The sequence below is a fragment of the Quadrisphaera sp. KR29 genome (assembly GCF_052644995.1).
In genome coordinates this window covers 97,472-118,718 of sequence record NZ_JBQXXG010000005.1, presented here as the reverse complement: position 1 = coordinate 118,718, position 21,247 = coordinate 97,472, and the positions used below count along the sequence as shown (strand labels likewise).

Here is a 21,247-nt window from a genome sequence, read left to right as displayed (position 1 = left end):
CAAGGGGGGCGGGGGCGCCGCGGCGCCCGACGGGGACCCGCGCGGCGACTAGACTGGGCAGGACATGATCACAGCGACCGACGTCGAGCTCCGCGCCGGCGCCCGCCTGCTGGTCTCAGGAGCCACCTTCCGCGTCGGCCGCGGCGACAGGGTGGGCCTCGTGGGCCGCAACGGGGCCGGCAAGACCACCCTCACCCGCGTGCTGTCCGGCGAGACCCAGCCGGCCGGCGGCTCGGTGACCTCCGACGGGCCGGTCGGCTACCTCCCGCAGGACCCGCGCACCGGGGACCTGGAGCAGTCCGCCATCGCCCGGGTGCTCTCCGCGCGGGGCCTGGACGCCGTGGTCGCCAGGATGCGCGCCGCCGAGGAGGAGATGGCCGGGGACGACCCGGCCGTCCGCACCCGGGCCATGGACCGCTACGCCAAGCTCGAGGCGCGCTTCACCGCCGCCGGCGGGTACGGGGCCGAGGCGGAGGCCCACCGGATCGCCGCCAACCTCAACCTGCCCGAGCGCGTGCTGGCCCAGCCGCTGGGCACCCTGTCGGGTGGGCAGCGGCGCCGCGTGGAGCTGGCGCGGATCCTGTTCTCCGACGCCGAGGTGCTGCTGCTCGACGAGCCCACCAACCACCTCGACGCCGACTCGATCGTCTGGCTGCGCGACCACCTGCGGACCTACTCCGGCGGCCTGGTGGTCATCAGCCACGACGTCGGCCTGCTCGAGGCCGTGGTCACCAAGGTGTTCCACCTCGACGCCAACCGCTCCCAGCTCGACCTGTACAACGTCGGCTGGAAGCTGTACCTCGACCAGCGCCGCATCGACGAGGAGCGCCGCAGGCGCGAGCGGACCAACGCCGAGAAGAAGGCCGGCGCCCTCATGGCCCAGGCCGACAGGATGCGCGCCAAGGCGACCAAGGCCGTCGCGGCGCAGAACATGGCCAAGCGCGCGGAGAAGCTCGTGGCGGGCCTGGAGGACGTGCGCCAGGCCGACCGGGTGGCCCGGCTGCGCTTCCCGTCCCCGGCGGCCTGCGGCCGCACCCCGCTCACGGCGGAGCACCTGTCGAAGTCGTACGGCTCGCTGGAGATCTTCACCGGCGTCGACCTGGCGATCGACAAGGGCAGCAAGGTGGTGGTGCTCGGCCTCAACGGCGCGGGCAAGACCACGCTGCTGCGCCTGCTCTCCGGCATCGAGACCCCCGACACCGGCGCGGTCGTGCCCGGCCACGGGCTGCGCCTGGGCTACTACGCCCAGGAGCACGAGACCATCGACGTCGGGCGCACCGTGCTGGAGAACATGCGCTCGGCGGCCCCGGACCTCGACGACACCGGCGTGCGCAGCGTGCTGGGCTCCTTCCTGTTCATCGGCGACGACGTGCACAAGCCCGCGGGGGTCCTGTCCGGCGGGGAGAAGACCCGCCTGGCGCTGGCGATGCTCGTGGTCAGCGCCGCCAACGTGCTCCTGCTCGACGAGCCGACCAACAACCTCGACCCGGCCAGCCGCGAGGAGGTCCTCGACGCGCTGCGCCGCTACGAGGGCGCGGTGGTGCTGGTGACCCACGACGAGGGCGCCGTGCACGCCCTCGAGCCCGAGCGCGTGGTCCTGCTGCCCGACGGCCAGGAGGACCTGTGGAGCCCGGACTACGCCGAGCTGGTCTCCCTCGCCTGACCGGCTGCTGGGGCGGCCCTGGGCGCCCGCTGGCCGGTGCCTGGGAGGCCGTCCGGGGGACGCTGGGCGCCCTCGGCGGTGCCGCCTGGTCGGATGCGCCGCGGCAGGGGAAGATCGGTGCCGGTGGCACCGGGTGCGACGCCGTCGCACGATGGGGGCACCATGGTCGTTCCGGACACCGCCGAGACCCTGCGGTGGAGGGGCGCGGCCAGCAGGGGACTGGTCGAGGACGACTCAGGAGGGCAACACCGTGAGCGACAACCCAGTGATCAAGAAGGGCGCACGCATCACCGGAGGCGAGCGCACCACGCTCGCCGACGACCTCAAGGCCAAGTACGCGCAGGGCGCCAGCATCAGGGCCCTGGCGGCCGAGACGGGGCGCTCGTACGGCTTCGTGCACCGCATCCTCACCGAGAGCGACGTCTCCCTCCGCAGCCGCGGCGGGGCGACGCGGGGGGCGCGCAAGGCGAGCTGAGGCGTGCACCGGAGGCGGTCCGCTCGAACAGCGCGGCGGTCCGCGTCCGGGAAGCAGGGGCGGCACCCCGTCGTTCCTGCTCGTGGTGATGTCCCCGTGAAGACCCCCGAGCCCCTCCCGGCCACCTCGTGAGCGCGACCAGCGGCTGGGCCGCGATGCGCTCCTTCAGCCGCGACGGAGCCGTCAAGGAGCACCGGCTGGCGCCGGGCACGCTGAGGCGCGTCGCCGCCCTGGCCCGCCCCCACCGCCGGGCGCTGGCGGTCTTCACCGCCCTGGTGGTCCTGGACGGCGCGCTCGTCGCCGTCCCCCCGCTGCTGCTGCGCCACCTCATCGACGACGGCGTGCGCACCGGCGACCGCTCCGTGGTGGTCGTGCTGGCCCTGCTCGTGGCCGCGATCGCCCTGGCCGAGGCGGGACTGTCCCTGGTGCAGCGCTGGCTGTCCGCGCGCATCGGCGAGGGCCTCATCTACGACCTGCGCAGCGCCGTCTTCGAGCACGTGCAGCGCCAGTCGATCGGCTTCTTCACCCGCAGCCAGACCGGTGCGCTGGTCTCCCGCCTCAACAGCGACGTGGTCGGCGCCCAGCAGGCCTTCACCTCCACCGCCGCCGGGGTGCTCTCCAACGCCGTCACCCTGGTGGCGGTGCTGACGGCCATGCTGGTGCTCAGCTGGCAGATCACCCTGCTCGCCCTCGTCGTGGTGCCCGCCTTCCTGCTGCCCGCGCGGCGGGTGGGGCGCCGGCTGGCGGCGCTGCGGCGCGAGTCGATGCAGCGCAACGCCGACCTCGGTGAGCGGATGACCGAGCGCTTCGGCGTGGCGGGCGCCCTGCTGGTCAAGACCTACGGCGACGACGCCGAGGAGTCCGCCCAGTTCCGCGCCCGCGCCGCCGCCGTGCGCGAGATCGGGGTGCGCACCGCCCTGAGCAGCCGCGTCTTCTTCGCCGGCCTCACGGCCCTGGCGGCCCTGGCGACGGCGATGGTCTACGGCGTGGGCGGCTGGCTGGCGATCAGCGGCGCGGTCACCACCGGCTCGCTCGTGGCGCTGGCGGCGCTCTTGGCCCGCCTGTACGGCCCCATCACGGGCCTGGCCAACGTCCAGGTCGACGTCATGACCGCGCTGGTCTCCTTCGAGCGCGTCTTCGAGGTGCTCGACCTCGCGCCGGCGGTGCGCGACCCCGACCGGCCGCGCGCGCTGCCAGAGGGCCCGCTCGACGTGGAGCTCGACGACGTCGTCTTCACCTACCCCCGCGTGACCACCCTCGCCTCCCTCCAGGCCCCGGACGCCGGCGCCCGCGGGGCCGACGGGGACGCGGGGGACGACGGAGCCGACGGGGACGACCGCCCGGTCGTGCGCGGCGTCAGCCTGCACGTGCGCGCCGGGCAGGTGGTGGCGCTGGTGGGGCGCAGCGGCGCGGGCAAGACGACCCTGGCCTCCCTCGTCGCCCGCCTGCACGACGTCGACTCCGGCAGCGTGCGCGTGGGCGGGGTCGACGTGCGCGAGACCACCCAGGCCGAGCTGCGCCGCCGCGTGGGCGTGGTCAGCCAGGACGCCCACCTCTTCCACGACACCGTGCGCGCCAACCTGCTGTACGCCCGCCGCGGGGCCTCCGAGGACGAGCTGTGGCAGGCCCTGGCCGCCGCCCGCGCCGACGGCGTGGTGCGCGCCCTGCCGCAGGGGCTGGACACGGTGGTGGGCGAGCGGGGGCACCGCCTGTCCGGTGGGGAGAAGCAGCGCGTGGCGCTGGCGCGGCTGCTGCTGCGCGCGCCCAGCGTCGTCGTCCTGGACGAGGCCACCGCCCACCTCGACAGCGAGTCCGAGCGGGCCGTGCAGGAGGCCCTCGACGCCGCGCTGGTGGGGCGCACGAGCATCGTCATCGCCCACCGGCTGTCCACCGTGCGCTCCGCCGACCTCATCTGCGTGGTCGACGGCGGCCGCGTGGTCGAGCGGGGCCGCCACGCCGAGCTGGTGGCCCGCGGCGGGCTGTACGCCGACCTGCACCGCACGCAGTTCAGCGACGGTCCCCTGGCCGCCTGAAGCCGCCCGCCGGTCCTCAGCGGCCGATCTGGCGCTCGGCGTCGCGCCGGGCGGCCGCGAGCATCGCCTCCACGGCGGCGTCCTCGACCTCCTCGTCGGTGGGCGGCCGGTCCGGGTCGCGCACCACCAGCTCCGCGCGCGGCTCGCGGCGGCCCGCGGCGACGTCGGCCTCGTAGGCCGCCCGGCGCAGGTGGACCACCAGGAACACCCACGCGGCCACCGCGAACAGGAGCCACTGGACGGTGTAGCCCAGGTGCGGCCCCTCGTCTTGGCTGGGGCGGTCCGCGGCGGCGGGGGAGGACGACGGCGCCGGCGCCTCGCTGCCGCGCTCCAGCTCGCCGTAGGCGGCGGTCACCAGGGCCTGGGCCGTGGCAGCACCGGCGGCGGAGCGCACGCCGTCGGCGACCGTGCCGGCCAGGTCGACGGCCTGCACCTGGCCGAGCGGTGCGCTGCGCCCGTCCACGGGCTCGGCGGGCCGCAGCCGCACGACGGCGCTGACCCGGCCCGCGGGCGGGGCGGGGACCGCGGAGGGGGCGTCGGCCGTGGCGGGGTCCGGCGGGAGCCAGCCCCGGTCGACCACGAGCACGCGCCCGTCGTCCAGGCGCAGCGGCACGAGCACCTCGTAGCCATAGCCGTCCTGGGCGTGCTGGCGGTGGCGCACCAGCAGGGTCGCCGCGGGCAGGTAGGTGCCGCTGACGGCGACCGGGGTCCACGTGCGCTGCGCGGGAAGGGCGGTGGCCCCGACGGGGAGCGCGTCGGCCAGCGCGGTGGGCGCGCGGTCGTAGTTGGCCCGCACGAGGCCGATGGCCGCGACCCGCTCGGTGCGGCGCTCCCACTGCCAGTGCGCCAGGGCGAGGCACGCCAGCGTGAACAGGACGGCGAGGGCGATCGCCCTCAGCCATCGCCGCTGCAGCAGCAGCCGGTGCACCGCCCCACGGTACGGCGCGCCACCGGGTGGGCGCCGCCGTCGGCGACGGGGGTGTGAGGCAGCCGACGCCGGTCGGACGCGCGCGCGGGAGCCCGGTCAGGGCGCCCCGGCGCAGCGCTCAGGCGGTGCGCTCAGGCGGTGCGCTCAGGCGGTGCGCTGGGCCTGCAGGGGCGCCTGGGCGGAGACGGCCTCCACCTCGCGCAGGAAGCCGCGCACCTGCAGGTGCGCGGACAGGCCCTCGCGGTGCTCGTCGCAGGCCAGCCAGGTCTTGCGCCGCTCCGGGGTGTGCAGGCGGGGGTTGTTCCACCGCAGGGCGTGGGCCGCGCCCGCCCTGCACCCCCGTGCGCTGCAGACCAGGTCCGGTGCGGGCTCGTGCAGCTCGGGGGCCATGGCCCCATGCTCGCACCCGGTCGCGCCCGAGGGAACCCCGAGCGTCTCCCGGGTTGCCCGCGGGTGAACGGCGCGGCGGCCGGTGCGGGTGGCGCCGGGCGGCGGGGGACCGCCCGGCGCCCGGCGCGACCCGGCGGGGGGACGCGTCGCGCCGAGCAGATCGTGCACGACCAGCTGGTCGAGGTCGCCCACCGGGGCCCGAGACCACCCCGGTGGAGCAGGCGGAACCGCCGCCCCGACCCAGCAGCGCCCCGACCCAGCAGCGCCCCGACCCAGCAGCGCCCCCACCCAGCAGCGCCCCGACCCAGCAGCGCGCCGGGCCGGCGCGCTCAGCTGGCCCGGGCCTGCGGCCCGTCGTCGTGGGAGGCCGGCGCTGCGGCGCTGGTGGCGCCGGCGCCCGCTGCGGGCGGGCGCTCGCCCGCCTCCTCGGGGGTGAGGCCGTGCGCCGCCGGCGGCGGGTGCTCGACGGTCTCCCCGCGCACCACCTGCACCGCCCGCAGCGCCGCCGGCTCCGCGGCGGTCTGCTCCCGGTGCGGGGAGGGGACGTCGCGCACGGAGCGGCCCGAGCCCCAGGCGACGGGCAGGCGCTCGCGGCCCGCGTTGGCGATGAGCACGGCCACGTACGGCAGGAACACCGCGCCCACGGCGGCCACCCACCGCCACGGGCCCGGGAGGACGAAGATGAGCCCGAAGCACAGCACGCGGATGCCCATCGTGATGCTGTACTTGAGCATCCGGGAGTTGATGTCCTGCTGGTGGGAGCGTCCGACGGACGTGATCGACGGCGTGCTCGACGCGCCCCGCCTCTGAGACCGCTGGGTCTGCGAGTGAGCCACGGGTCAACGGTACGTCCGGCGGCCCGGTAGCGTGCGCCGGCGAGAGCCGGTCGTTGCGCTGCTCACACCGAGCGCGCACCCGGCCGCGAGACGGGACCACGAGGGCCGAGCCGGCCCGGGAGCAGGGGGTGGCGCGTGCCGGACGGCCGCAGCGTGCTGGTGACGGGGGCTGACCGGGGGATAGGCCGCGCGGTCGCCGCCGCGTTCGTCGCCCAGGGTGACCGCGTGGTCGGCACCTACCGCACCGGCCGGCCCGAGGACGTCCCCGCGGGCGCCCTGGCCGTGCAGGCGGATGTGACCGACACCACGTCCGTCGACGCCGCCTTCACCCGTGCCGAGGAGGCCCACGGACCCGTCGAGGTGCTGGTCGCCAACGCCGGCACCACCCGCGACGCGCTGCTGATGCGCGCCACCGACGACGACTTCGCGGCCGTCCTGGACACCAACCTCGGCGGCGCCCACCGCTGCGCCCGCCGCGCGGCGAAGGGCATGGTCCGCCTCAAGCGCGGGCGCATCGTCCTCATCGGCAGCGTCGTGGGGCTGTACGGCTCCCCGGGGCAGGCGAGCTACGCCGCGAGCAAGGCGGCGCTGGTGGGCCTGGCCCGCTCCCTGACGCGCGAGCTGGGCGGGCGCGGCATCACGGCCAACGTCGTCGCCCCGGGGTACGTCAGCACGGCGATGACCGACGCGCTGCCCGAGGCGCAGCAGGAGGCCTACCGGAAGGCGATCCCGGCCGGTCGCTTCGGGGCGACCGAGGAGGTCGCCGGCGTCGTGGCCTTCCTGGCCTCCGACGCCGCCGGGTACATCAGCGGGGCGGTCGTCCCCGTCGACGGAGGATTGGGGATGGGGCACTGATGGCTGGACTTCTCGAGGGCAAGCGCCTGCTGGTCACGGGGGTCCTCACGGACACCTCGATGGCCTTCCACGTCGCGCGCCTGGCGCAGGAGCAGGGCGCCACCGTGGTGCTCAGCAGCTTCGGCCGGCAGATGCGCATCACCGAGGTCATCGCCCGCCGCCTGCCGCAGCCCGCGCCGGTGGTCCAGCTGGACGTCTCCAGCGCCGAGGACCTGGGCGCCCTGGCCGGCCGCATCTCCGAGCAGCTCGGCGAGGACGCCCGCCTCGACGGCGTCGTGCACTCCATCGGCTTCGCGCCGCAGTCGGTGATGGGCGACGGCTTCCTGTCCGCCGAGTGGAACGACGTCGCCACCGCCCTGCAGGTCTCCGCCTTCAGCCTGCAGTCCCTCGTGGTGGCCTGCCGGCCGCTGCTGGCCCCCGGCGCCGGCGTCGTCGGCCTGACCTTCGACGCCTCCCTGGCCTGGCCGGTCTACGGCTGGATGGGCGTGGCCAAGGCCGCCTTCGAGTCCGTCAGCCGCTACCTCGCCCGGGAGCTGGGCTCCGAGGGCGTGCGCTGCAACCTCGTGGCCGCCGGGCCGGTGCGCACGACCGCCGCCAAGGCCATCCCCGGCTTCGAGGCCTTCGAGAGCGTGTGGAGCGAGCGGGCGCCGCTGGCGTGGGACGTCAAGGACCCGGTGCCCCCGGCGCAGGCCTGCGTGGCGCTGCTGTCGGACTGGTTCCCCAAGACCACCGGCGAGATCGTCCACGTCGACGGCGGCGTGCACGCCGTCGGCGCCTGACGGCCGCCCGCGACCGGCCCGTGGGCCCGGCGTGAGCGCAGGCGGCCCGGTGCCCCACCGGCTGGTGCTCGTGCGGCACGGCAAGGCCGTCGCGGACTCCGCCGACGGCACCGACCACTCCCGCGAGCTCGCGGCGCGCGGCGCCGACCAGGCGGCCTCCACGGCCGCCTGGCTGGCCGGGCGCGGCCTCGCCGCGCCCGACCTCGTGCTGGTCTCCTCGGCGGCGCGCACCGCGCAGACGTGGGCGGCGATGGCGCCCGCGCTGCACCCGGGCACGGTCCGCGAGGAGCCCGCCCTGTACGACACCTCCTCCCAGGCGCTGGTGCACCTGGTGGCCGCCACCCCCGAGGAGGTGGGGGTCCTGCTGCTCGTGGGGCACGAGCCGGTCCTCTCCGGCGCGGCGTCGGCGCTGGCCGGCGAGGGCTCGGACGGGCAGCTCGTGGCGCAGGTGCGGGCCGGCGTGGGCACCGGATCCGCCGTCGTCCTCGCGCTGGACGGTCCCTGGGCGGACCTGCGCCGGGGCGCGGCGCGCCTGGTCGACCTCCACACCCCCTGACGCGCCACCCGGGGTGGCCGATCGCCCATGATCACTGTGATCATGGGCGTCGGCCACCCCGAGGGGCGGGCGCGGGACCGTCAGGCGGCGCGCAGGTGGGCCCAGACGACCTTGCCGCCGGGGACCTCCTCCACGTGCCAGCGCACCGCCAGCGCCGTCACGACGAGCATGCCCCTGCCGCCGCCGTCGTAGGCGTCGACCAGCTGCGGGCGCGCGGCCGAGGTGTCCCGCACGCCCACCGACGCGGTGGTCGCGTCGGCCTCGAGCAGCAGCTCCACGGAGCCGGGGGCGTGCCGGACGGCGTTGGTGACCAGCTCGGACACGACCAGCACCACGGCGTCGACCAGGTCGGGGCGCGCCCCGACCTCGGCCATCAGCGAGGTCGCGGCGCGCCGTCCGAGGCGCGCGGACGCCGGCTCGGGCGCGAGCGCCAGGGTGCGGCGCAGCGCCACGTCAGCCCAGGGGCGTGGCCGAGCCCGGCACGCGCTCCTGCGGGCGCACCGGCGGCGGCGGCGTGCCGTCGCCGAAGGGGCGGCCGCCGAGCTGCTCGCGGTGGTGCGGCTCCAGCCACCCCGACAGGTCCGGACCCGCCGGGACGATGCCGGAGGGGTTGATGTCGCGGTGCACCCGGTAGTAGTGCGCCTTGATCTGGGTGAAGTCGGTGGTGTCCCCGAAGCCGGGCGTGGTGAACAGGTCGCGGGCGTACGCCCACAGCGCCGGCATCTCGGACAGCTTGCTGCGGTTGCACTTGAAGTGGCCGTGGTAGACGGCGTCGAACCGCGCGAGGGTGGTGAACAGGCGCACGTCGGCCTCGGTGATGGTGTCCCCGACGAGGTAGCGCTGCGTGCTCAGCCGCTCCTCGAGGGTGTCGAGGGCGGTGAACAGCCGGTCGTAGGCGGACTCGTAGGCCTCCTGGGAACCGGCGAAGCCGGCGCGGTAGACGCCGTTGTTGACCTCGGTGTAGACGAGGCGCATCACCTCGTGCATCTCGTCCCGCAGGTGCTCGGGGTAGAGGTCGGGGGCGCCCTCGCGGTGGTGCTCGGTCCACTCGGTGGACAGGTCCAGCGTCATCTGCGCGAAGTCGTTGGTGACCACGGCCCTCGAGGGGACGTCGACGAGGGCGGGCACCGTGATGCCGCGCGGGTAGTCCGGGAAGCGGGCGAAGTACGCCTCCTGCAGGCGCTCGTAGCCGAGCACCGGGTCCCGGCCGCCCTCGTCGAGGTCGAAGGTCCAGCTGCGCTCGTCGTGCACCGGCCCGCACAGCGCCAGGGAGATCGCGTCCTCCAGGCCGAGCAGGCGGCGCACGATGATGGCGCGGTTGGCCCACGGGCACGCCCGGGCCGCCACCAGCCGGTAGCGGCCCGCCTCCACCGGCCACAGCTGCGCGCCGTCCTGGTCGCCGCCGCCGGAGGTGTCGCGCACCACGCGGTCGGTGATGTAGCGGGTGTCGCGGGTGAACTCCTGGCCGGGCTTCGAGTAGACGCCCGGGGTGGAGTGCTCGGCGTGCTCGTCGACGGCGCTGCTGCTCACGGGCCGACGATAGGTGCGGGCGTCGCCCGGCGCTCTGCGAGCGGCACCCGGCCGGGGGCACCGCTCCAGCCGGGCGGCGTGTGGCGGCCACGGGCGGCCGGCGCGTCCCAGCACTGGGCACCGGCGCCCACCGGGTGCACCATGGAGACCCGACCCCCGAGCGCGGAGGTGGCCCGTGAGCACGGGTGCGCTGCCAGGTCCTGCGCCGCACGCCGCGGCCCCCGACGTCCTGCCCGTCCTGTCCGCGGGCCGGCACCGCAGCCCCCGGGCGGGTGCCTGCTTCATGGAGATGGCCTCCTACCTGGCCGGGGAGCGCTGGAGCGACCACCCCGCCTGCACCGACCCGCTGCTGGCCGCGGCGGCCCGCTGCGTCAACGACCGCACCAGCGACGCCGCCCGGGCGCGCCTGGGCGTGCTCGTGCCCGAGGTGGTCGGCCTGACCAGCGACGACCCGCACCTGGCGCCCCGCCTGGTGCGCGCTGCCGCGGCGCACGCGCTGCCGGTGGCGGCCGAGCCGCGCCAGCGGGTGCTCGCCGTGGCGGTGCTGACGTGCGACGGGGTGCTGGCCGAGCTCGACGGGCGCGAGGAGTCCGACCTGGAGCCCGAGACGGAGGCGGCGCTGCGCCGCGCTCCGGGGGCGCAGCGGTGGGCGCGGGCCTTCGTGGAGGAGAACCGCCCGCGCCGGCGCGGGCGCCGCGGCGCGCGCTCCCGCGAGTTCGCGCGGCGCAGCGCCCCGCAGCTGCTCGCGCTGGCCGTGGCAGCGCTGGCCGACACCGGCCGCGCCGACGTGGACGAGCGCCTGCGCGCGCTGCTCGCCGACCTGGTGGGCGTCGCGCGGCGCCACGCGGCAGCCCCGGCGGTCCCGGTCTCCGCGCAGGCGTGGACGGCGGCGGTGGCCCTGACCGGCGCCCGCTGACGCCGGAGGGCCGCAGCAGGCGGTCGCCCTCAGGAGGGGCCGAAGCGCTCCACGCGGATCGCCTCCGCGGGCACGCCGACCTCCTGGAGCAGCTGCTCGGCGGCGGTGGTGAACGGCGTGGAGCCGCACAGGAAGACGTCGGCCTCGCCGCGCAGCGCGCCCAGGTGCTCGGCGGCCGGGAGCACGTCCTCGGCGCGCAGCCGGCCGGCGCGGCGGCCGCTCACGGCGTCGTCCTCGCGGGAGAGGACCACGGTGGTGTCCTCGGCGAAGCGACCGGCCAGCTCCTCGGCGTAGAACAGCTCCGCGCGGGTGCGCGCCGCGGCCACCAGGTGCACCGGAGCGCTCTCGCGCCCCGCCGCGGCGCGCGCCGCCCGCGACCTCAGGACGCACGCCAGCGGCACCAGGCCCGAACCGCCGCCCACGAGCAGCGCCGGCCGGTCGCCGCGCCAGACGAACCAGCCGCCGAAGGGGCCGCGGACCTCCATGGGGTCGCCGGCGGAGACGTGGTCGTGCAGGTAGCCCGACACCTCCCCGTCCGGGAGCCTGTCGACGGTCAGCTCCACCACGCCGGCGTCCTCCGGGGGGCTGGCGACGCTGTAGGAGCGCTGCGCGCGGTACCCGTCGGGCGCGGTGAGGCGCACGAGGTAGTTCTGCCCCGGCAGGTGCGGCTGCCACTGCTCAAGCTGCACCCGGTAGGTCGCGGCGTGCGGCGTCTCCCGGCGGACCTCGAGCACGGTCCCCGTCTGCCACGAGCGCTTCGCCCCCGTGGGCGGGACCCGGCGGCGCGGGGAGTCGAGCTGCGGCAGCGCCGGCAGCGCTGGGAGGTCGGGCAGCGCCGGCAGCCCGCCGGCAGGCTCAGTCACCGGCGTACCGCTGCTCGGCCCACGGCTCGCCGCGCTCGTGGTAGCCGTTGCGCTCCCAGAAGCCGGGCTCGTCGTGGTCGAGCAGGCGCAGGCCGGCGACCCACTTGGTCGACTTCCAGAAGTACAGGTGGGGCACGAGCATCCGGACCGGCCCGCCGTGCTCGGTGGGCAGCGGCCGGCCCTCGTGCTCCCACACCAGCCACGCCTTCCCCCCGGTGACGTCGGCCAGCGGCAGGTTCGTGGTGTACCCGCTGCTGCTCCAGGCCAGCACGTGGGTGGCGGACGGCAGCACCTCGACCTGCGCCAGGAGCGCGTCGAGGCTGACCCCGGTGAAGCTCGTGCCGAGCTTGCTCCAGGTGGTCACGCAGTGGATGTCGCCCTCGTAGGTGGACGGGGGCAGGGCGTGGACGTCGTCCCACGTCCACGTGCGGGGGGCGGCGACCTCGCCGTCCACGCGGAAGGTCCACGTGGCGGCGCTGACGTTCGGGGTGGCCTCGGCGGTCAGCACCGGGAAGGAGCCGCCGACGTCGTACTGGCCCGGGGGGAGGCGGGGGTCGCGCCCGCGCCGGCCGGTGAAGCCCTGGCTCATCGCGCTCACGCGCCCATCCCAGCAGGCGCGGGCGCATCCGTCGAGGCGCCCGCGCCCCGCCGCAGGCGGTAGACGACGTGGTCGCGGCTGTCCACGGGGTTGTCCGGGGTCATCTCGCCCTGGGCCGCCCGCTCGAAGCCGGCCTTCTCCAGCGCCCGCCACGAGGCGCGGTTGCCCGCCGCCACCGCCACGAGCACCTCGGGGGCGTCGGGGTGGCGCACGAAGCCCTCGGCGACGGCCGCCGCGACGACCGCGGCGCCCAGGCCCCGGCCCTGCAGGTCGGGCTCGCCGATGAGGTAGTCGACGCCCAGCGCCCCGGGAGGCACGGGCAGCAGGGCCTCGAGCTCGGCGCGGCTGGCGGGCTCGTCGTCGTAGCGGTAGGTCTGCACGAAGCCGAAGGGCCGGCCGCCCGCGGTCAGCGCCAGGGCCAGGGAGATGGGGTCGGTGCCGTCGATGCCGGGGCCGTAGTCGCGCTCGAGGTCCTCGGGGGTGTGCGCGTCGGGCCACCAGCGGGCCACCCGGGGCTCGTCGAGCCAGCGGCCCAGCAGCGGCAGGTCCTCGCGGCGCAGCGGGCGCAGCGCCACCGCCCCGAGCAGCCCGGCGTCCTGCTCGCGGGAGCGGCGCACCTCGTCGGCCTCCTCCCGGCTGATGCCGAGCAGGTGCAGCACGCTGTCGAGGTAGGGCGTGGTCAGGGAGGTGTCGGCCTGCTCGCGCACCAGCGGCTTGGCGTTGAACGCCACGCCCAGCCCGGCGGCGGCGATCATGTCGAGGTCGTTGGCGCCGTCGCCGACGGCCACCGTGCGCTCCAGCTCCAGCCCCTCGGCCCGGGCGAACTCCCGCAGCGCGGTCGCCTTGCCGGCCCTGTCGACGACGTCGCCCACCACGCGCCCGGTCAGCCTGCCGTCCACGACCTCCAGGCGGTTGGCGCGCACCCGGGCGATGCCCAGGCTCGCGGCCAGCGGCTCGACCACCTCCGCGAACCCGCCGGAGACCAGCGCCATGACGAAGCCCAGGCGCTGCAGCACCGAGCACAGCACCTCAGCCCCCGGGGTGAGCCGCACGGAGGCCCGCACGTCGGCCAGCACCCGCGCGTCGAGCCCGGCCAGGGCCCGCACGCGCTCGTGCAGGGACGCGGCGAAGTCGAGCTCGCCGCGCATCGCCCGCTCGGTCACCTCGGCCACGGCGCGCTGGGCGTCCGGGCCGGCGTGCGCGGCGATGAGCTCGATGACCTCGTCCTGGATGAGCGTGGAGTCGACGTCGAGGACCACCAGGCGCCGCCCGTGGCGCACCAGCCCCGCGGGGGAGACCGCGACGTCGACGCCGGCGCTCGCGGCCACGGCGGCGAGCTCCCGGCGCAGCGCGGCCGGGTCCCCGCCGCGCACGTCGAGCTCGAGGCAGGTGACCGGGTGGTCGGGCGTGGCGGTGGCCAGGCTGCGGACGGCGTCGATGGACGCGCCGGCGTCGGCGACGGTGCCGGCGACCGCTGCGAGCTGCTCGGGACGCAGCGGCGCTGCCAGCACCGCGATGTGGGAGCGGGGCCCGCTGGGGACGACGGCGCCGGCGGCGTCACCGCTGCCGCCGGCGGCGGTGGTCACCTCCAGGCCGAGCGGGGCGGCGGCGGCGCGCAGCGCCCGCTCCACCTCGGCGGCGGCGTCGCCGTCGTCGTGCTCAGGGCCGGCCGAGCCGCAGGTGGTGAGCAGCGCGAGGGTGAGGTGGCCGATCGCCCATGATCACGGACGGGGTCGTGGTCAGGCGTTCTTCTCGTCGCGCCAGGCGAGCCAGTCGCGCAGGCGGCCGAAGTCGTAGTCGGGGCCGCCGGCGCCGATGGTGAACAGCGTCGCGCCGCGGCGCAGCAGCTCCTCGCCCTGCTCGGCCGGGTCGGCGGTGCCCTCGACGCCGATGCTGCGCTCGACGTCCACCGGCTGGCGGCCGGCCTCGCGCGCCCAGCGGTCGAGGATGCCGCTCTTGCGGGTGAAGGTCTCGGCGTCTCCGAAGGAGTGCCACGCGTCGGCGTGCTCGCCGACCATGCGCAGCGTCTTCTTCTCGCCGCCACCGCCGATGAGCACCGGGATGTGCCGCGTGGGCGCGGGGTTGAGCTTGCCGAAGCGGGCCTCGATGCGGGGAAGGGCCTCGCCGAGGGCGTCGAGGCGGCCGCCGGCGGTGCCGAACTCGTAGCCGTACTCGTCGTAGTCCTTCTCGAACCAGCCCGAGCCGATGCCGAGGATGAGCCGGCCCTGCCCGCCCTTGGCGGAGATGTGGTCGACCGTGCGGGCCATGTCGGCCAGCAGCTCGGGGTTGCGGTAGCTGTTGCAGGTCACCAGCGCACCGATCTCGACGCGCTCGGTGGCCTCCGCCCAGGCGGCGAGCAGGCTCCAGCACTCGAAGTGCAGGCCCTCGGGCTCGCCGTACAGCGGGTAGAAGTGGTCCCAGTTGAAGGCGACGTCCACGCCGGCCTCCTCCACGGCGGCCACGGTGCGGCGGATGCCGGCGTAGTCGGAGTGCTGCGGCTGGACCTGGACGCCGATGCGGACGGGGTAGCGCTCGCGCAGAGCGCCGACGACGTCGGTGTCGATGGGGGTGGGCTCGGGAGTCTGCTCGCTCACACCCGTGACCCTAAGCACCTGCAGGGCGCGGGCCCACCCCTGCGGGGTCGGGGGAGCTTCCAGAGTTGGCCCTTACCTCCTGGTGCGTCTCATCACGGGAGGCAAGGGCCAGCTCTGGAAGCGGTCGGCCGAGGACCGATCAGCTGGCGTCCAGCGGCAGCAGCACGCCCTTCACGGACGGGTCGTTCGCGAGGAACTCCTGCACCTTCGGGTCCTGGAAGGTCTCGACGAGGGCCTTGATGTTGGGCTCGTCCTTCCACGTGGAGCCGATGGTCAGCTGACCGGCGAACTCGTCGGGTGCCACCGGCGCGAAGATCTGCTGCTCGAGCGGGACCTTGGCCGCGAGGTAGTACTCGGTGTAGCCGACCGCGGCGTCGAGGTCGGGCAGGGCCCGGCTCTGAGCGCCGAAGTCGAGGAGGGTGAACTGCAGGTCCTTCGGGTTGGACGCGATGTCGTCGACGGTGGCCGAGCCGACGTCGACGCCGTCCCTGAGGGTGATGAGGCCGGCCTCCTGCAGCACGTACAGGCCCTGCGCCTCGTTGGCGGGGTCGGAGTACAGCGAGACGGTGCCGCCCTGGGGGATCTCCTGGGGCGTCTTCCACTTGGCCGACCAGAGCCCGAAGCCCCAGCGGAAGACCGGCGTGGCGGCCTCCTCCTCGAAGTCGGGGTTGGCCTCCAGCACCTGGCCCAGCCACAGCTCGTGCTGGTAGATGGTGCCGGCCACCTCGCCGTCACTCACGGCGCGGTTGATGGTGTTGGAGTCCGCCAGCGCCTTGAAGGCGACCGTGATGCCGTGCTCGGGGGCGACGTCCTTCGCGATGTACTCGATGAGCGCCTGCTCGCGGGCGTTGCCCTCGGCGGTGGCCACGTACAGCGTGGCGCCGGGCGTGGTGTTCGCGGTCTCGGTGCCGCCGAGGCGGGGGACGACGACGGCGCTGGCCACCGCGAGCACCGCGACGGCGCCACCGGCGATCCACGGCCACCGTGTGCGCTTGCGGACCTCGAAGCCGTGGCCGTCGGGGCTGCCGGTGCCGCCGGTGCTGGGGCGGGTCTCAGTGGTGGACATCGGAGAGCTCCTTCGGGGACGTGCTGGCGCTGGTGGGGGTGGTGGAGGACGACGACGGCGGGGGCGCCGCGCCGGTGGAGCTGCGCTGGCGCGGGAGGCGGCGGCGCGAGTGCGGGGTGGTGGCGCGCACGGCGGCGTCGCCGAGGGCCTGGACGGCGGCGACCAGGGCCACCAGCACGACGATCGTCGTGATCATCACGTTGTGGTCGAAGCGCTGGTAGCCGTAGGTGACGGCCACGTAGCCGATGCCGCCGGCGCCGATGGTCCCCGCGATGGCCGAGTACTCGATCATCGCGATGGTGTTGATCGTCAGGCCGCCGAGGATCGAGGGGACGGCCTCGGAGAGCTTGACGCTGGTGAGCACCTGCAGCGGTGAGGCACCCGAGGCGCGGGCCACGCGGACCAGCGACGGCGGCACCGAGCGCAGCGAGTTCTCCACGATGCGGCTGAAGAACGCAGTCCCGGCCAGCGCCATGGGCACCACCGCGGCGGGGATGCCGATGTTGGTGCCGGTGACGAACCGCGTGAACGGCACCAGCGCCGCCATGAGGATGAGGAACGGCAGCGACCTGCCCACGCTCACCACCGCCGACAGCACCCGGTGCAGGACGGGCCGAGGGGTGAGCCCGCCGGGGCCCAGCGCGTCGAGCGCGACGCCCAGCGGCACCCCGAGGACGACGACGACCGCCATCGTCACGCCGACCATCACCAGCGTGTCACCGAGGGCCGGCAGGACCAGGGCGGGGATCTCCGCCCAGGTCAGGTCGGTGCTCGTGGCAGCAAGCACGGGGGAGAGGAGCACGGCGCTCATGCGACGACCTCCAGGGCCTGCCCGAGCGTCTGGGCAGCGGCGCGCTGGTCGGCGGCGTCGGAGGCCTCGCGCTGGGCGTGGAGCCCGAGGCCGACGAGAGCGGCCTCGACGTCGTCGTCGTCCAGGTGCGCCGGGGCGCCGACGACGGCGTGGCCGACGGCCACCCCGGCCACGGTGCTCAGCGACGCGCCCAGCAGCTCGAGGTCGGTGCCGAGGGCGCGGGAGGCGCGGACCAGCCAGTCGGTCGGGACGCGGGTGCCGGCGTGGCTGACCACCCACACCGACCGCTGCCGGCCCTCCTCGGTGGCGCCCGCGTGCGCGCGCCGCGGCAGCAGCTCCCGGCCGAGCGGGGACGCCGGGGTGTGGAGCAGGTCCACCAGGGCGCCGTGCTCGACGATGCGGCCGTGGTCGAGCCGGGCGACCGTGTCGGCCACCGCGACGACGGTGTCCATCTCGTGGGTGATGAACAGGACGGCCAGCTGCAGGTCGTCGCGCAGCTCCTTGAGCAGCGCGACGATGCTCGCCGTGGCCTGCGGGTCCAGGCCGGAGGTGGCCTCGTCGGAGAGCAGCACGCTCGGCCGCAGCGCGAGGGCGCGGGCGATGCCCACGCGCTGGCGCTGGCCGCCGGACAGCTCGTGCGGGTGGCGGTGGGCCTTGTCGGCCAGGCCGACGCGCTCCAGCAGCTCGGCGACCCGCGCTCTGCGCTGCGCAGGCACCACGCCGAGGTGCTTGAGCGGCAGCTCGACGTTCTGTGCGGCGGTGCGGCGTGTCAGCAGGCCGTCGGCCTGGAACACGGTGCCGATGCCGCGACGGGCCTCGCGCAGGTCGCGCTCGGACAGGGCGGTGAGGTCGCGCCCGCCGACGAGCACGGAGCCCGAGGTCGGGCGCTCCAGCAGCGTGGTGCAGGCGGCGAGCGTGGACTTGCCGGCGCCGGACGGGCCGACGACGGCGGTGATCTCGCCGGGGGAGACCGTGAGGTCGAGGGAGTCCAGCACGGTGGTGGCGTGCTGGCCCTCGCCGTAGGTCTTGGTGAGCGACCTGAGCTCGATCACGGCTCGATCACCGTGGCCTCCAAGGTGGTGGGTGGGGCGTTCCGGGCAGGGGGCATCGCCGCTCGGCGGTCACGCACAGTGAGCGCGAGCAGTGGGTGGGGGGGCGCCGGGGGAGCGGCGCGGAGAGGTGCGACGCGCGGGGCAGCGACCGCTGCCGACGCTCCGAGCAGGGACGAGCGGTCAGCGGTGCGTGCGCTGGGGCCGAGGGCCGGCCGTGTCAGCGGGCTGCGGTCAGGCGCGTCGCCAGCGACAGTCGCCGCTGGTGGGGGCGTGCGTCAGCACGTCGGCTCCTCTGAGTCGTCCTTGCCCGTGCCGGTGGGCACGGACCTGGTCTTCACCCGGAGCACCCCATGACGAGCAGGGTTGCCGGCCAGCGAGCCGGGGCTTGGCGCTGGCGCTCATGACCTTGGCAGGACCGTAGCGGGTCGGTCGCCCGAGAGTCAACGCTGTGTCACGACCAGCGTGGCGGGACCTCGGCGTCCGCTGTCGGGGCCGGGTGTGCCGCGGGCACCGCCTGGGCCGCTAGCGTCCGCGTGTGGAGATGGCGCGCGCCGCGGACCTGGTCGAGCGGGAGGCCGGGCGGCTCGCCGCGGCCCTGCGGCCGGAGGGCCTCGCCGTCGTCGTCCCCGGTTGCCCGGGGTGGACGCTGGCCGACCTCGCGCGCCACACCGGAGGGGTGCACCGCTGGGCGCGGGCAGCACTGGGCACGGCCCCCGACGGCTCTCCCGGTGGCGAGCCGTCAGGACCGCCGGACGACGACGCCGTGCCCGCGTGGTTCGCCGTCGGAGCCGGAGAGCTCGTGGCGGCGCTGGCCTCGCTGTCTCCGGCGGCGCCCTGCTGGACGTTCGCCGCCGCCGAGGCGCCCGCGACGGCCGCCTTCTGGGCGCGGCGCCAGGCGCACGAGACCGCCCTGCACCGCTGGGACGCCGAGTCCGCGCTCGCGGCCGCCGGCCTCGCCGCTGCTCCCGACCCGGCGACGTGGCTGGGGGAGGACGTCGCCGCGGACGGTGTGGCGGAGGTCGCCGACGTCATGCTCCCGCGGCAGGTGCGCCTGGGACGCACCCCGGCGCTGCCGGGGGCGCTGGCGCTCGAGAGCCCGTCCGGCCGCAGCCTGCTCGGCGGTGCGGGCGCTCCTCAGCCAGCCGCGGAGCTGCGCGGCCCCGCACCGGCGCTGCTGCTCCTGGTGTGGGGGCGCACCACCCTCGACGCCGAGCTGGCGACCGGCCGGTTGGCGCTGGCGGGCAGCCGCGACGCCGCAGCGCGGCTGCTGTCCGGCGCCCTCACCCCCTGAGGCCCCACGTCCCGACCGGCACCGGCGCGGGAGAGCGCCGGCAGCGGGGCTGTCGGTCAGAGGAGGCGCAGGCCGACGTGCGCGGCCAGCGAGGGCGCCAGGCCCACCAGCTGCACCGCGTCGACGGCGCAGCCGCGCAGCCCGTCGGCGCCGCGCAGCCCCTCCAGGGTCGCACCGCGCAGGTCGACGTCCTCGCAGCGCGCCCCAGCCAGGTCGGCGTCGGTGAGGTCGCTGCCCGCGAACGACACCCGCCGCAGCTGGGCTCCGGTGAGGTCCGCGCCGCGCAGGTCGCAGCCGTCCAGCACCACGTCGGTGAGCTGCGCGTCGCGCAGCACCGCACCGTCGAGCCGGCAGCGCCGCAGCACCACCCGGTCCAGGCGCGCCCCGACCAGCCGCAGCGCCGACAGCCGCGCGTCGGCCACCTCGTCGTCGGCCCACTGGGTGCGCGCGGCGTCGGCCGCGACCGCCGACACGCGCTCCCACCGGCTGCCCGTGACGCGCGCCCCGGCGAGCAGCGCACCGTCGAGCACGGCGTCCTCCACGGAGCTCTCCAGCACGAGCAGCCCCTCCAGCCGCGCGTGCGCCAGCTCCGCGCCGTCGACGAGGGCGCAGTCCCACCGGCCCGACAGGAGCACCGAGCGGTCGGCGACGTCGAGGTCGGGCAAGACGACGTCGGGTGCGCGCGGCGGCGTCGGCCCCGGGCGTCGAGGTGGCCTACCGCCCATGATCACGGACGGCACCGACGGCGTCGGTGGGGGAGGTGAAGCAGGACGGCGGCTGCTCGCCGTCGAGGAGGAGCCGCACCGCGGCGCGCGCCGCGACGGGGCCCACCAGGTTGCCCGTCCCGCTGTACCCGCCCACGGCGGCGACCCGCCCGCCGGCCCCCTCGTCCACGAGCCCGCACAGCGCCCGCCCCTGGGCGTGCTCCGCGGTGTAGCCGACGGACGCGCCCCAGCGGTGCGCGACCTCGCCGCCGCGCAGCGCTCTCCCCAGCAGCCGCTCGGCCACCCGCTGCACGTGCGCCTGCACCGCAGGGGTCGGGTCGGTGGACGTGGTCCACTCGGCCTCCCTGTCGACGTCGCGCCCACCGCCGACCAGCAGCCGCGCGCCTCCTCGGCCGGGAGCGCCGTCGTCGAGCTGGGCGTAGTCGTACCCCCACCGCTCGTACACGCCGCAGGGCACGCGCTCGCGGACCCGCGCGACGTCGTCGCCGGTCAGGGGAGCGGTCGCCAGCATCTGCAGCCGCGCGGTGCGCACCACCGGGTCCGGGCCGCCCAGCTGGGGCAGCAGGACGTCGAGGCGCCCGTCCACGGCCACCAGCACGACCGCCGCGCGCACCGCGCCGCGGTCGGTCTCCACCAGGCCGGGGGAGACCCGCTGCACGCGCGTGCCCTCGTGCAGCCGCACCCGCGCGCCGGGCTCGCGCTGCACGTGCGCGAGCACCCCGAGGTGGCGCACCACAGGGTTGGCCTGCGCGTCGTCGGGCAGGAGCAGGCCCTGCCCGAAGGCGCCGGAGACCTCCTCGACGGCGATGCCGTGCTCTCGCAGGGCGGCGGCCTGCGCGGCGCAGTCGGCCAGCTCCCGGGCGCGCTCGTCGTCGTCCACCCCCACCCCGCCGGCCAGGCGCAGCGAGCCGGCGCGGCGGACGACGCCGGCGGGCAGCACCTCAAGGAGGTGCTCCAGCTCGGCGAGCGTCTGCTCGTAGAGCCACCGCGCGGGCGCGGCGCCCCAGTCCCGGACGGCGTCGTGGAAGAACGGCGCCGTCCCGCCCAGGAGCAGCCCCCCGTTGCGGCCGGCGGCGCCGGCGGCGACGCGGCCGGTGTCCACGCCGACCACGGTCAGCCCGCGCGAGGCCAGCTCCTCCACCGCCGCCAGGCCGGAGCCGCCCAGCCCGACGACGCACGCGTCGGCAGCGGTGTCGCCGTCGAGCGGCGCCAGCCCGGGCCAGGACGCGACGCGGGGGTCGGCGTCCCAGCCGGGGGTGCCGGGGGTGTCCCTGGTCACGGGACGG

Annotated in this window: 22 protein-coding genes and 1 riboswitch; of the genes, 8 read left to right on the top strand and 14 right to left on the bottom strand. The window is 76.4% G+C overall.

The window, feature by feature from the left end:
* The first annotated feature begins 64 nt into the window (after positions 1 to 64).
* From abc-f to ACUN9U_RS06325, 3 genes are all read left to right on the top strand, one after another.
* Complete coding sequence (gene abc-f / locus ACUN9U_RS06335; RefSeq protein WP_445484079.1) at positions 65 to 1,663, top strand: ribosomal protection-like ABC-F family protein; 1,599 nt, start codon at positions 65 to 67, stop codon at positions 1,661 to 1,663.
* 250 nt (positions 1,664 to 1,913) lie between these two features.
* Positions 1,914 to 2,138 carry a helix-turn-helix domain-containing protein gene (locus tag ACUN9U_RS06330; protein ID WP_222710405.1) on the top strand — a complete coding sequence of 75 codons (225 nt, stop codon included), beginning with the start codon at positions 1,914 to 1,916 and terminating at the stop codon, positions 2,136 to 2,138.
* A gap of 155 nt (positions 2,139 to 2,293) precedes the next feature.
* The gene (locus ACUN9U_RS06325; RefSeq protein ID WP_445484181.1) at positions 2,294 to 4,171 is read left to right on the top strand and encodes an ABC transporter ATP-binding protein; all 1,878 of its coding nucleotides are present in this window, start codon (positions 2,294 to 2,296) and stop codon (positions 4,169 to 4,171) included.
* Between the two features lie 16 nt (positions 4,172 to 4,187).
* Here ACUN9U_RS06325 and ACUN9U_RS06320 read toward each other — a convergent pair whose 3' ends face one another.
* From ACUN9U_RS06320 to ACUN9U_RS06310, 3 genes are all read right to left on the bottom strand, one after another.
* Positions 4,188 to 5,099, bottom strand: a complete 912-nt coding sequence (locus tag ACUN9U_RS06320) for an SURF1 family cytochrome oxidase biogenesis protein (RefSeq protein ID WP_445484078.1) — start codon at positions 5,097 to 5,099, stop codon at positions 4,188 to 4,190.
* Between the two features lie 144 nt (positions 5,100 to 5,243).
* A complete protein-coding gene (locus ACUN9U_RS06315; RefSeq protein ID WP_445484077.1) occupies positions 5,244 to 5,489 on the bottom strand; it encodes an acetone carboxylase in 246 nt (81 codons plus the stop codon).
* A 329-nt stretch (positions 5,490 to 5,818) separates the two neighbouring features.
* The gene (locus tag ACUN9U_RS06310) at positions 5,819 to 6,325 is read right to left on the bottom strand and encodes a DUF3099 domain-containing protein (protein WP_445484076.1); all 507 of its coding nucleotides are present in this window, start codon (positions 6,323 to 6,325) and stop codon (positions 5,819 to 5,821) included.
* 135 nt (positions 6,326 to 6,460) lie between these two features.
* Between ACUN9U_RS06310 and fabG the strand changes: the two genes are divergently transcribed.
* Genes fabG through ACUN9U_RS06295 form a run of 3 tightly spaced genes read left to right on the top strand, consistent with a single transcriptional unit; the run spans position 6,461 to position 8,515 of the window.
* Positions 6,461 to 7,180, top strand: coding sequence for a 3-oxoacyl-ACP reductase FabG (gene fabG, locus ACUN9U_RS06305; RefSeq protein ID WP_445484075.1), 720 nt, complete (start codon positions 6,461 to 6,463; stop codon positions 7,178 to 7,180).
* The gene (gene fabI, locus ACUN9U_RS06300) at positions 7,180 to 7,959 is read left to right on the top strand and encodes an enoyl-ACP reductase FabI (protein ID WP_445484074.1); all 780 of its coding nucleotides are present in this window, start codon (positions 7,180 to 7,182) and stop codon (positions 7,957 to 7,959) included. The genes fabG and fabI overlap by 1 nt, the downstream gene beginning before the upstream one ends.
* A 31-nt stretch (positions 7,960 to 7,990) precedes the next feature.
* Positions 7,991 to 8,515: a SixA phosphatase family protein gene (locus ACUN9U_RS06295; protein ID WP_445484073.1), complete on the top strand. Its 525-nt coding sequence runs from the start codon at positions 7,991 to 7,993 to the stop codon at positions 8,513 to 8,515.
* 80 nt (positions 8,516 to 8,595) lie between these two features.
* On the opposite strand, the gene ACUN9U_RS06290 is transcribed toward ACUN9U_RS06295, so the two are convergent.
* Entirely contained in the window at positions 8,596 to 8,967 is a 372-nt protein-coding gene (locus ACUN9U_RS06290) for an ATP-binding protein (RefSeq protein WP_445484072.1), read from the bottom strand.
* 1 nt (position 8,968) lies between these two features.
* Entirely contained in the window at positions 8,969 to 10,045 is a 1,077-nt protein-coding gene (locus ACUN9U_RS06285) for a glutathione S-transferase family protein (protein ID WP_445484071.1), read from the bottom strand.
* Between the two features lie 175 nt (positions 10,046 to 10,220).
* Here ACUN9U_RS06285 and ACUN9U_RS06280 point away from each other — a divergent pair, with 175 nt between their 5' ends.
* The gene (locus ACUN9U_RS06280) at positions 10,221 to 10,961 is read left to right on the top strand and encodes a hypothetical protein (protein ID WP_445484070.1); all 741 of its coding nucleotides are present in this window, start codon (positions 10,221 to 10,223) and stop codon (positions 10,959 to 10,961) included.
* A 29-nt stretch (positions 10,962 to 10,990) separates the two neighbouring features.
* On the opposite strand, the gene ACUN9U_RS06275 is transcribed toward ACUN9U_RS06280, so the two are convergent.
* The 7 genes from ACUN9U_RS06275 to ACUN9U_RS06245 form a co-directional block, all read right to left on the bottom strand.
* Positions 10,991 to 11,824: an FAD-binding oxidoreductase gene (locus ACUN9U_RS06275; RefSeq protein ID WP_445484069.1), complete on the bottom strand. Its 834-nt coding sequence runs from the start codon at positions 11,822 to 11,824 to the stop codon at positions 10,991 to 10,993.
* The gene (locus ACUN9U_RS06270; protein ID WP_445484180.1) at positions 11,817 to 12,413 is read right to left on the bottom strand and encodes a sulfite oxidase-like oxidoreductase; all 597 of its coding nucleotides are present in this window, start codon (positions 12,411 to 12,413) and stop codon (positions 11,817 to 11,819) included. Before ACUN9U_RS06270 ends, ACUN9U_RS06275 begins: the two co-directional genes overlap by 8 nt.
* Before the next feature lie 5 nt (positions 12,414 to 12,418).
* Positions 12,419 to 14,053, bottom strand: coding sequence for a phosphoserine phosphatase SerB (serB, locus tag ACUN9U_RS06265; protein WP_445484068.1), 1,635 nt, complete (start codon positions 14,051 to 14,053; stop codon positions 12,419 to 12,421).
* Between the two features lie 108 nt (positions 14,054 to 14,161).
* Positions 14,162 to 14,962: an LLM class F420-dependent oxidoreductase gene (locus ACUN9U_RS06260; protein WP_445484179.1), complete on the bottom strand. Its 801-nt coding sequence runs from the start codon at positions 14,960 to 14,962 to the stop codon at positions 14,162 to 14,164.
* Between the two features lie 193 nt (positions 14,963 to 15,155).
* Entirely contained in the window at positions 15,156 to 16,082 is a 927-nt protein-coding gene (locus ACUN9U_RS06255) for a MetQ/NlpA family ABC transporter substrate-binding protein (protein WP_445484067.1), read from the bottom strand.
* Complete coding sequence (locus ACUN9U_RS06250) at positions 16,069 to 16,893, bottom strand: methionine ABC transporter permease (protein WP_445484066.1); 825 nt, start codon at positions 16,891 to 16,893, stop codon at positions 16,069 to 16,071. Before ACUN9U_RS06250 ends, ACUN9U_RS06255 begins: the two co-directional genes overlap by 14 nt.
* Positions 16,890 to 17,945 (bottom strand): methionine ABC transporter ATP-binding protein, encoded by a 1,056-nt coding sequence (locus tag ACUN9U_RS06245; protein ID WP_445484065.1) that lies wholly within the window; start codon positions 17,943 to 17,945, stop codon positions 16,890 to 16,892. The genes ACUN9U_RS06250 and ACUN9U_RS06245 overlap by 4 nt, the downstream gene beginning before the upstream one ends.
* 294 nt (positions 17,946 to 18,239) lie before the next feature.
* Positions 18,240 to 18,351: riboswitch (SAM riboswitch) on the bottom strand.
* A gap of 135 nt (positions 18,352 to 18,486) precedes the next feature.
* Here ACUN9U_RS06245 and ACUN9U_RS06240 point away from each other — a divergent pair.
* A complete protein-coding gene (locus ACUN9U_RS06240) occupies positions 18,487 to 19,236 on the top strand; it encodes a maleylpyruvate isomerase N-terminal domain-containing protein (RefSeq protein ID WP_445484178.1) in 750 nt (249 codons plus the stop codon).
* A 56-nt stretch (positions 19,237 to 19,292) separates the two neighbouring features.
* On the opposite strand, the gene ACUN9U_RS06235 is transcribed toward ACUN9U_RS06240, so the two are convergent.
* Complete coding sequence (locus ACUN9U_RS06235; protein ID WP_445484064.1) at positions 19,293 to 19,901, bottom strand: pentapeptide repeat-containing protein; 609 nt, start codon at positions 19,899 to 19,901, stop codon at positions 19,293 to 19,295.
* 49 nt (positions 19,902 to 19,950) lie between these two features.
* The gene (locus ACUN9U_RS06230) at positions 19,951 to 21,240 is read right to left on the bottom strand and encodes an NAD(P)/FAD-dependent oxidoreductase (protein WP_445484063.1); all 1,290 of its coding nucleotides are present in this window, start codon (positions 21,238 to 21,240) and stop codon (positions 19,951 to 19,953) included.
* Positions 21,241 to 21,247 lie beyond the last annotated feature (7 nt).

Excerpts from the sequence above, each read along its gene's own strand:
- ACUN9U_RS06240 (WP_445484178.1), top strand. The coding sequence starts at position 18,487 with ATGGCGCGCGCCGCGGACCTGGTCGAGCGGGAGGCCGGGCGGCTCGCC.
- ACUN9U_RS06250 (WP_445484066.1), bottom strand. The coding sequence starts at position 16,893 with ATGAGCGCCGTGCTCCTCTCCCCCGTGCTTGCTGCCACGAGCACCGAC.
- abc-f (WP_445484079.1), top strand. The coding sequence starts at position 65 with ATGATCACAGCGACCGACGTCGAGCTCCGCGCCGGCGCCCGCCTGCTG.
- ACUN9U_RS06325 (WP_445484181.1), top strand. The coding sequence starts at position 2,294 with ATGCGCTCCTTCAGCCGCGACGGAGCCGTCAAGGAGCACCGGCTGGCG.
- ACUN9U_RS06255 (WP_445484067.1), bottom strand. The coding sequence starts at position 16,082 with ATGTCCACCACTGAGACCCGCCCCAGCACCGGCGGCACCGGCAGCCCC.
- fabI (WP_445484074.1), top strand. The coding sequence starts at position 7,180 with ATGGCTGGACTTCTCGAGGGCAAGCGCCTGCTGGTCACGGGGGTCCTC.
- ACUN9U_RS06315 (WP_445484077.1), bottom strand. The coding sequence starts at position 5,489 with ATGGCCCCCGAGCTGCACGAGCCCGCACCGGACCTGGTCTGCAGCGCA.
- ACUN9U_RS06270 (WP_445484180.1), bottom strand. The coding sequence starts at position 12,413 with ATGAGCCAGGGCTTCACCGGCCGGCGCGGGCGCGACCCCCGCCTCCCC.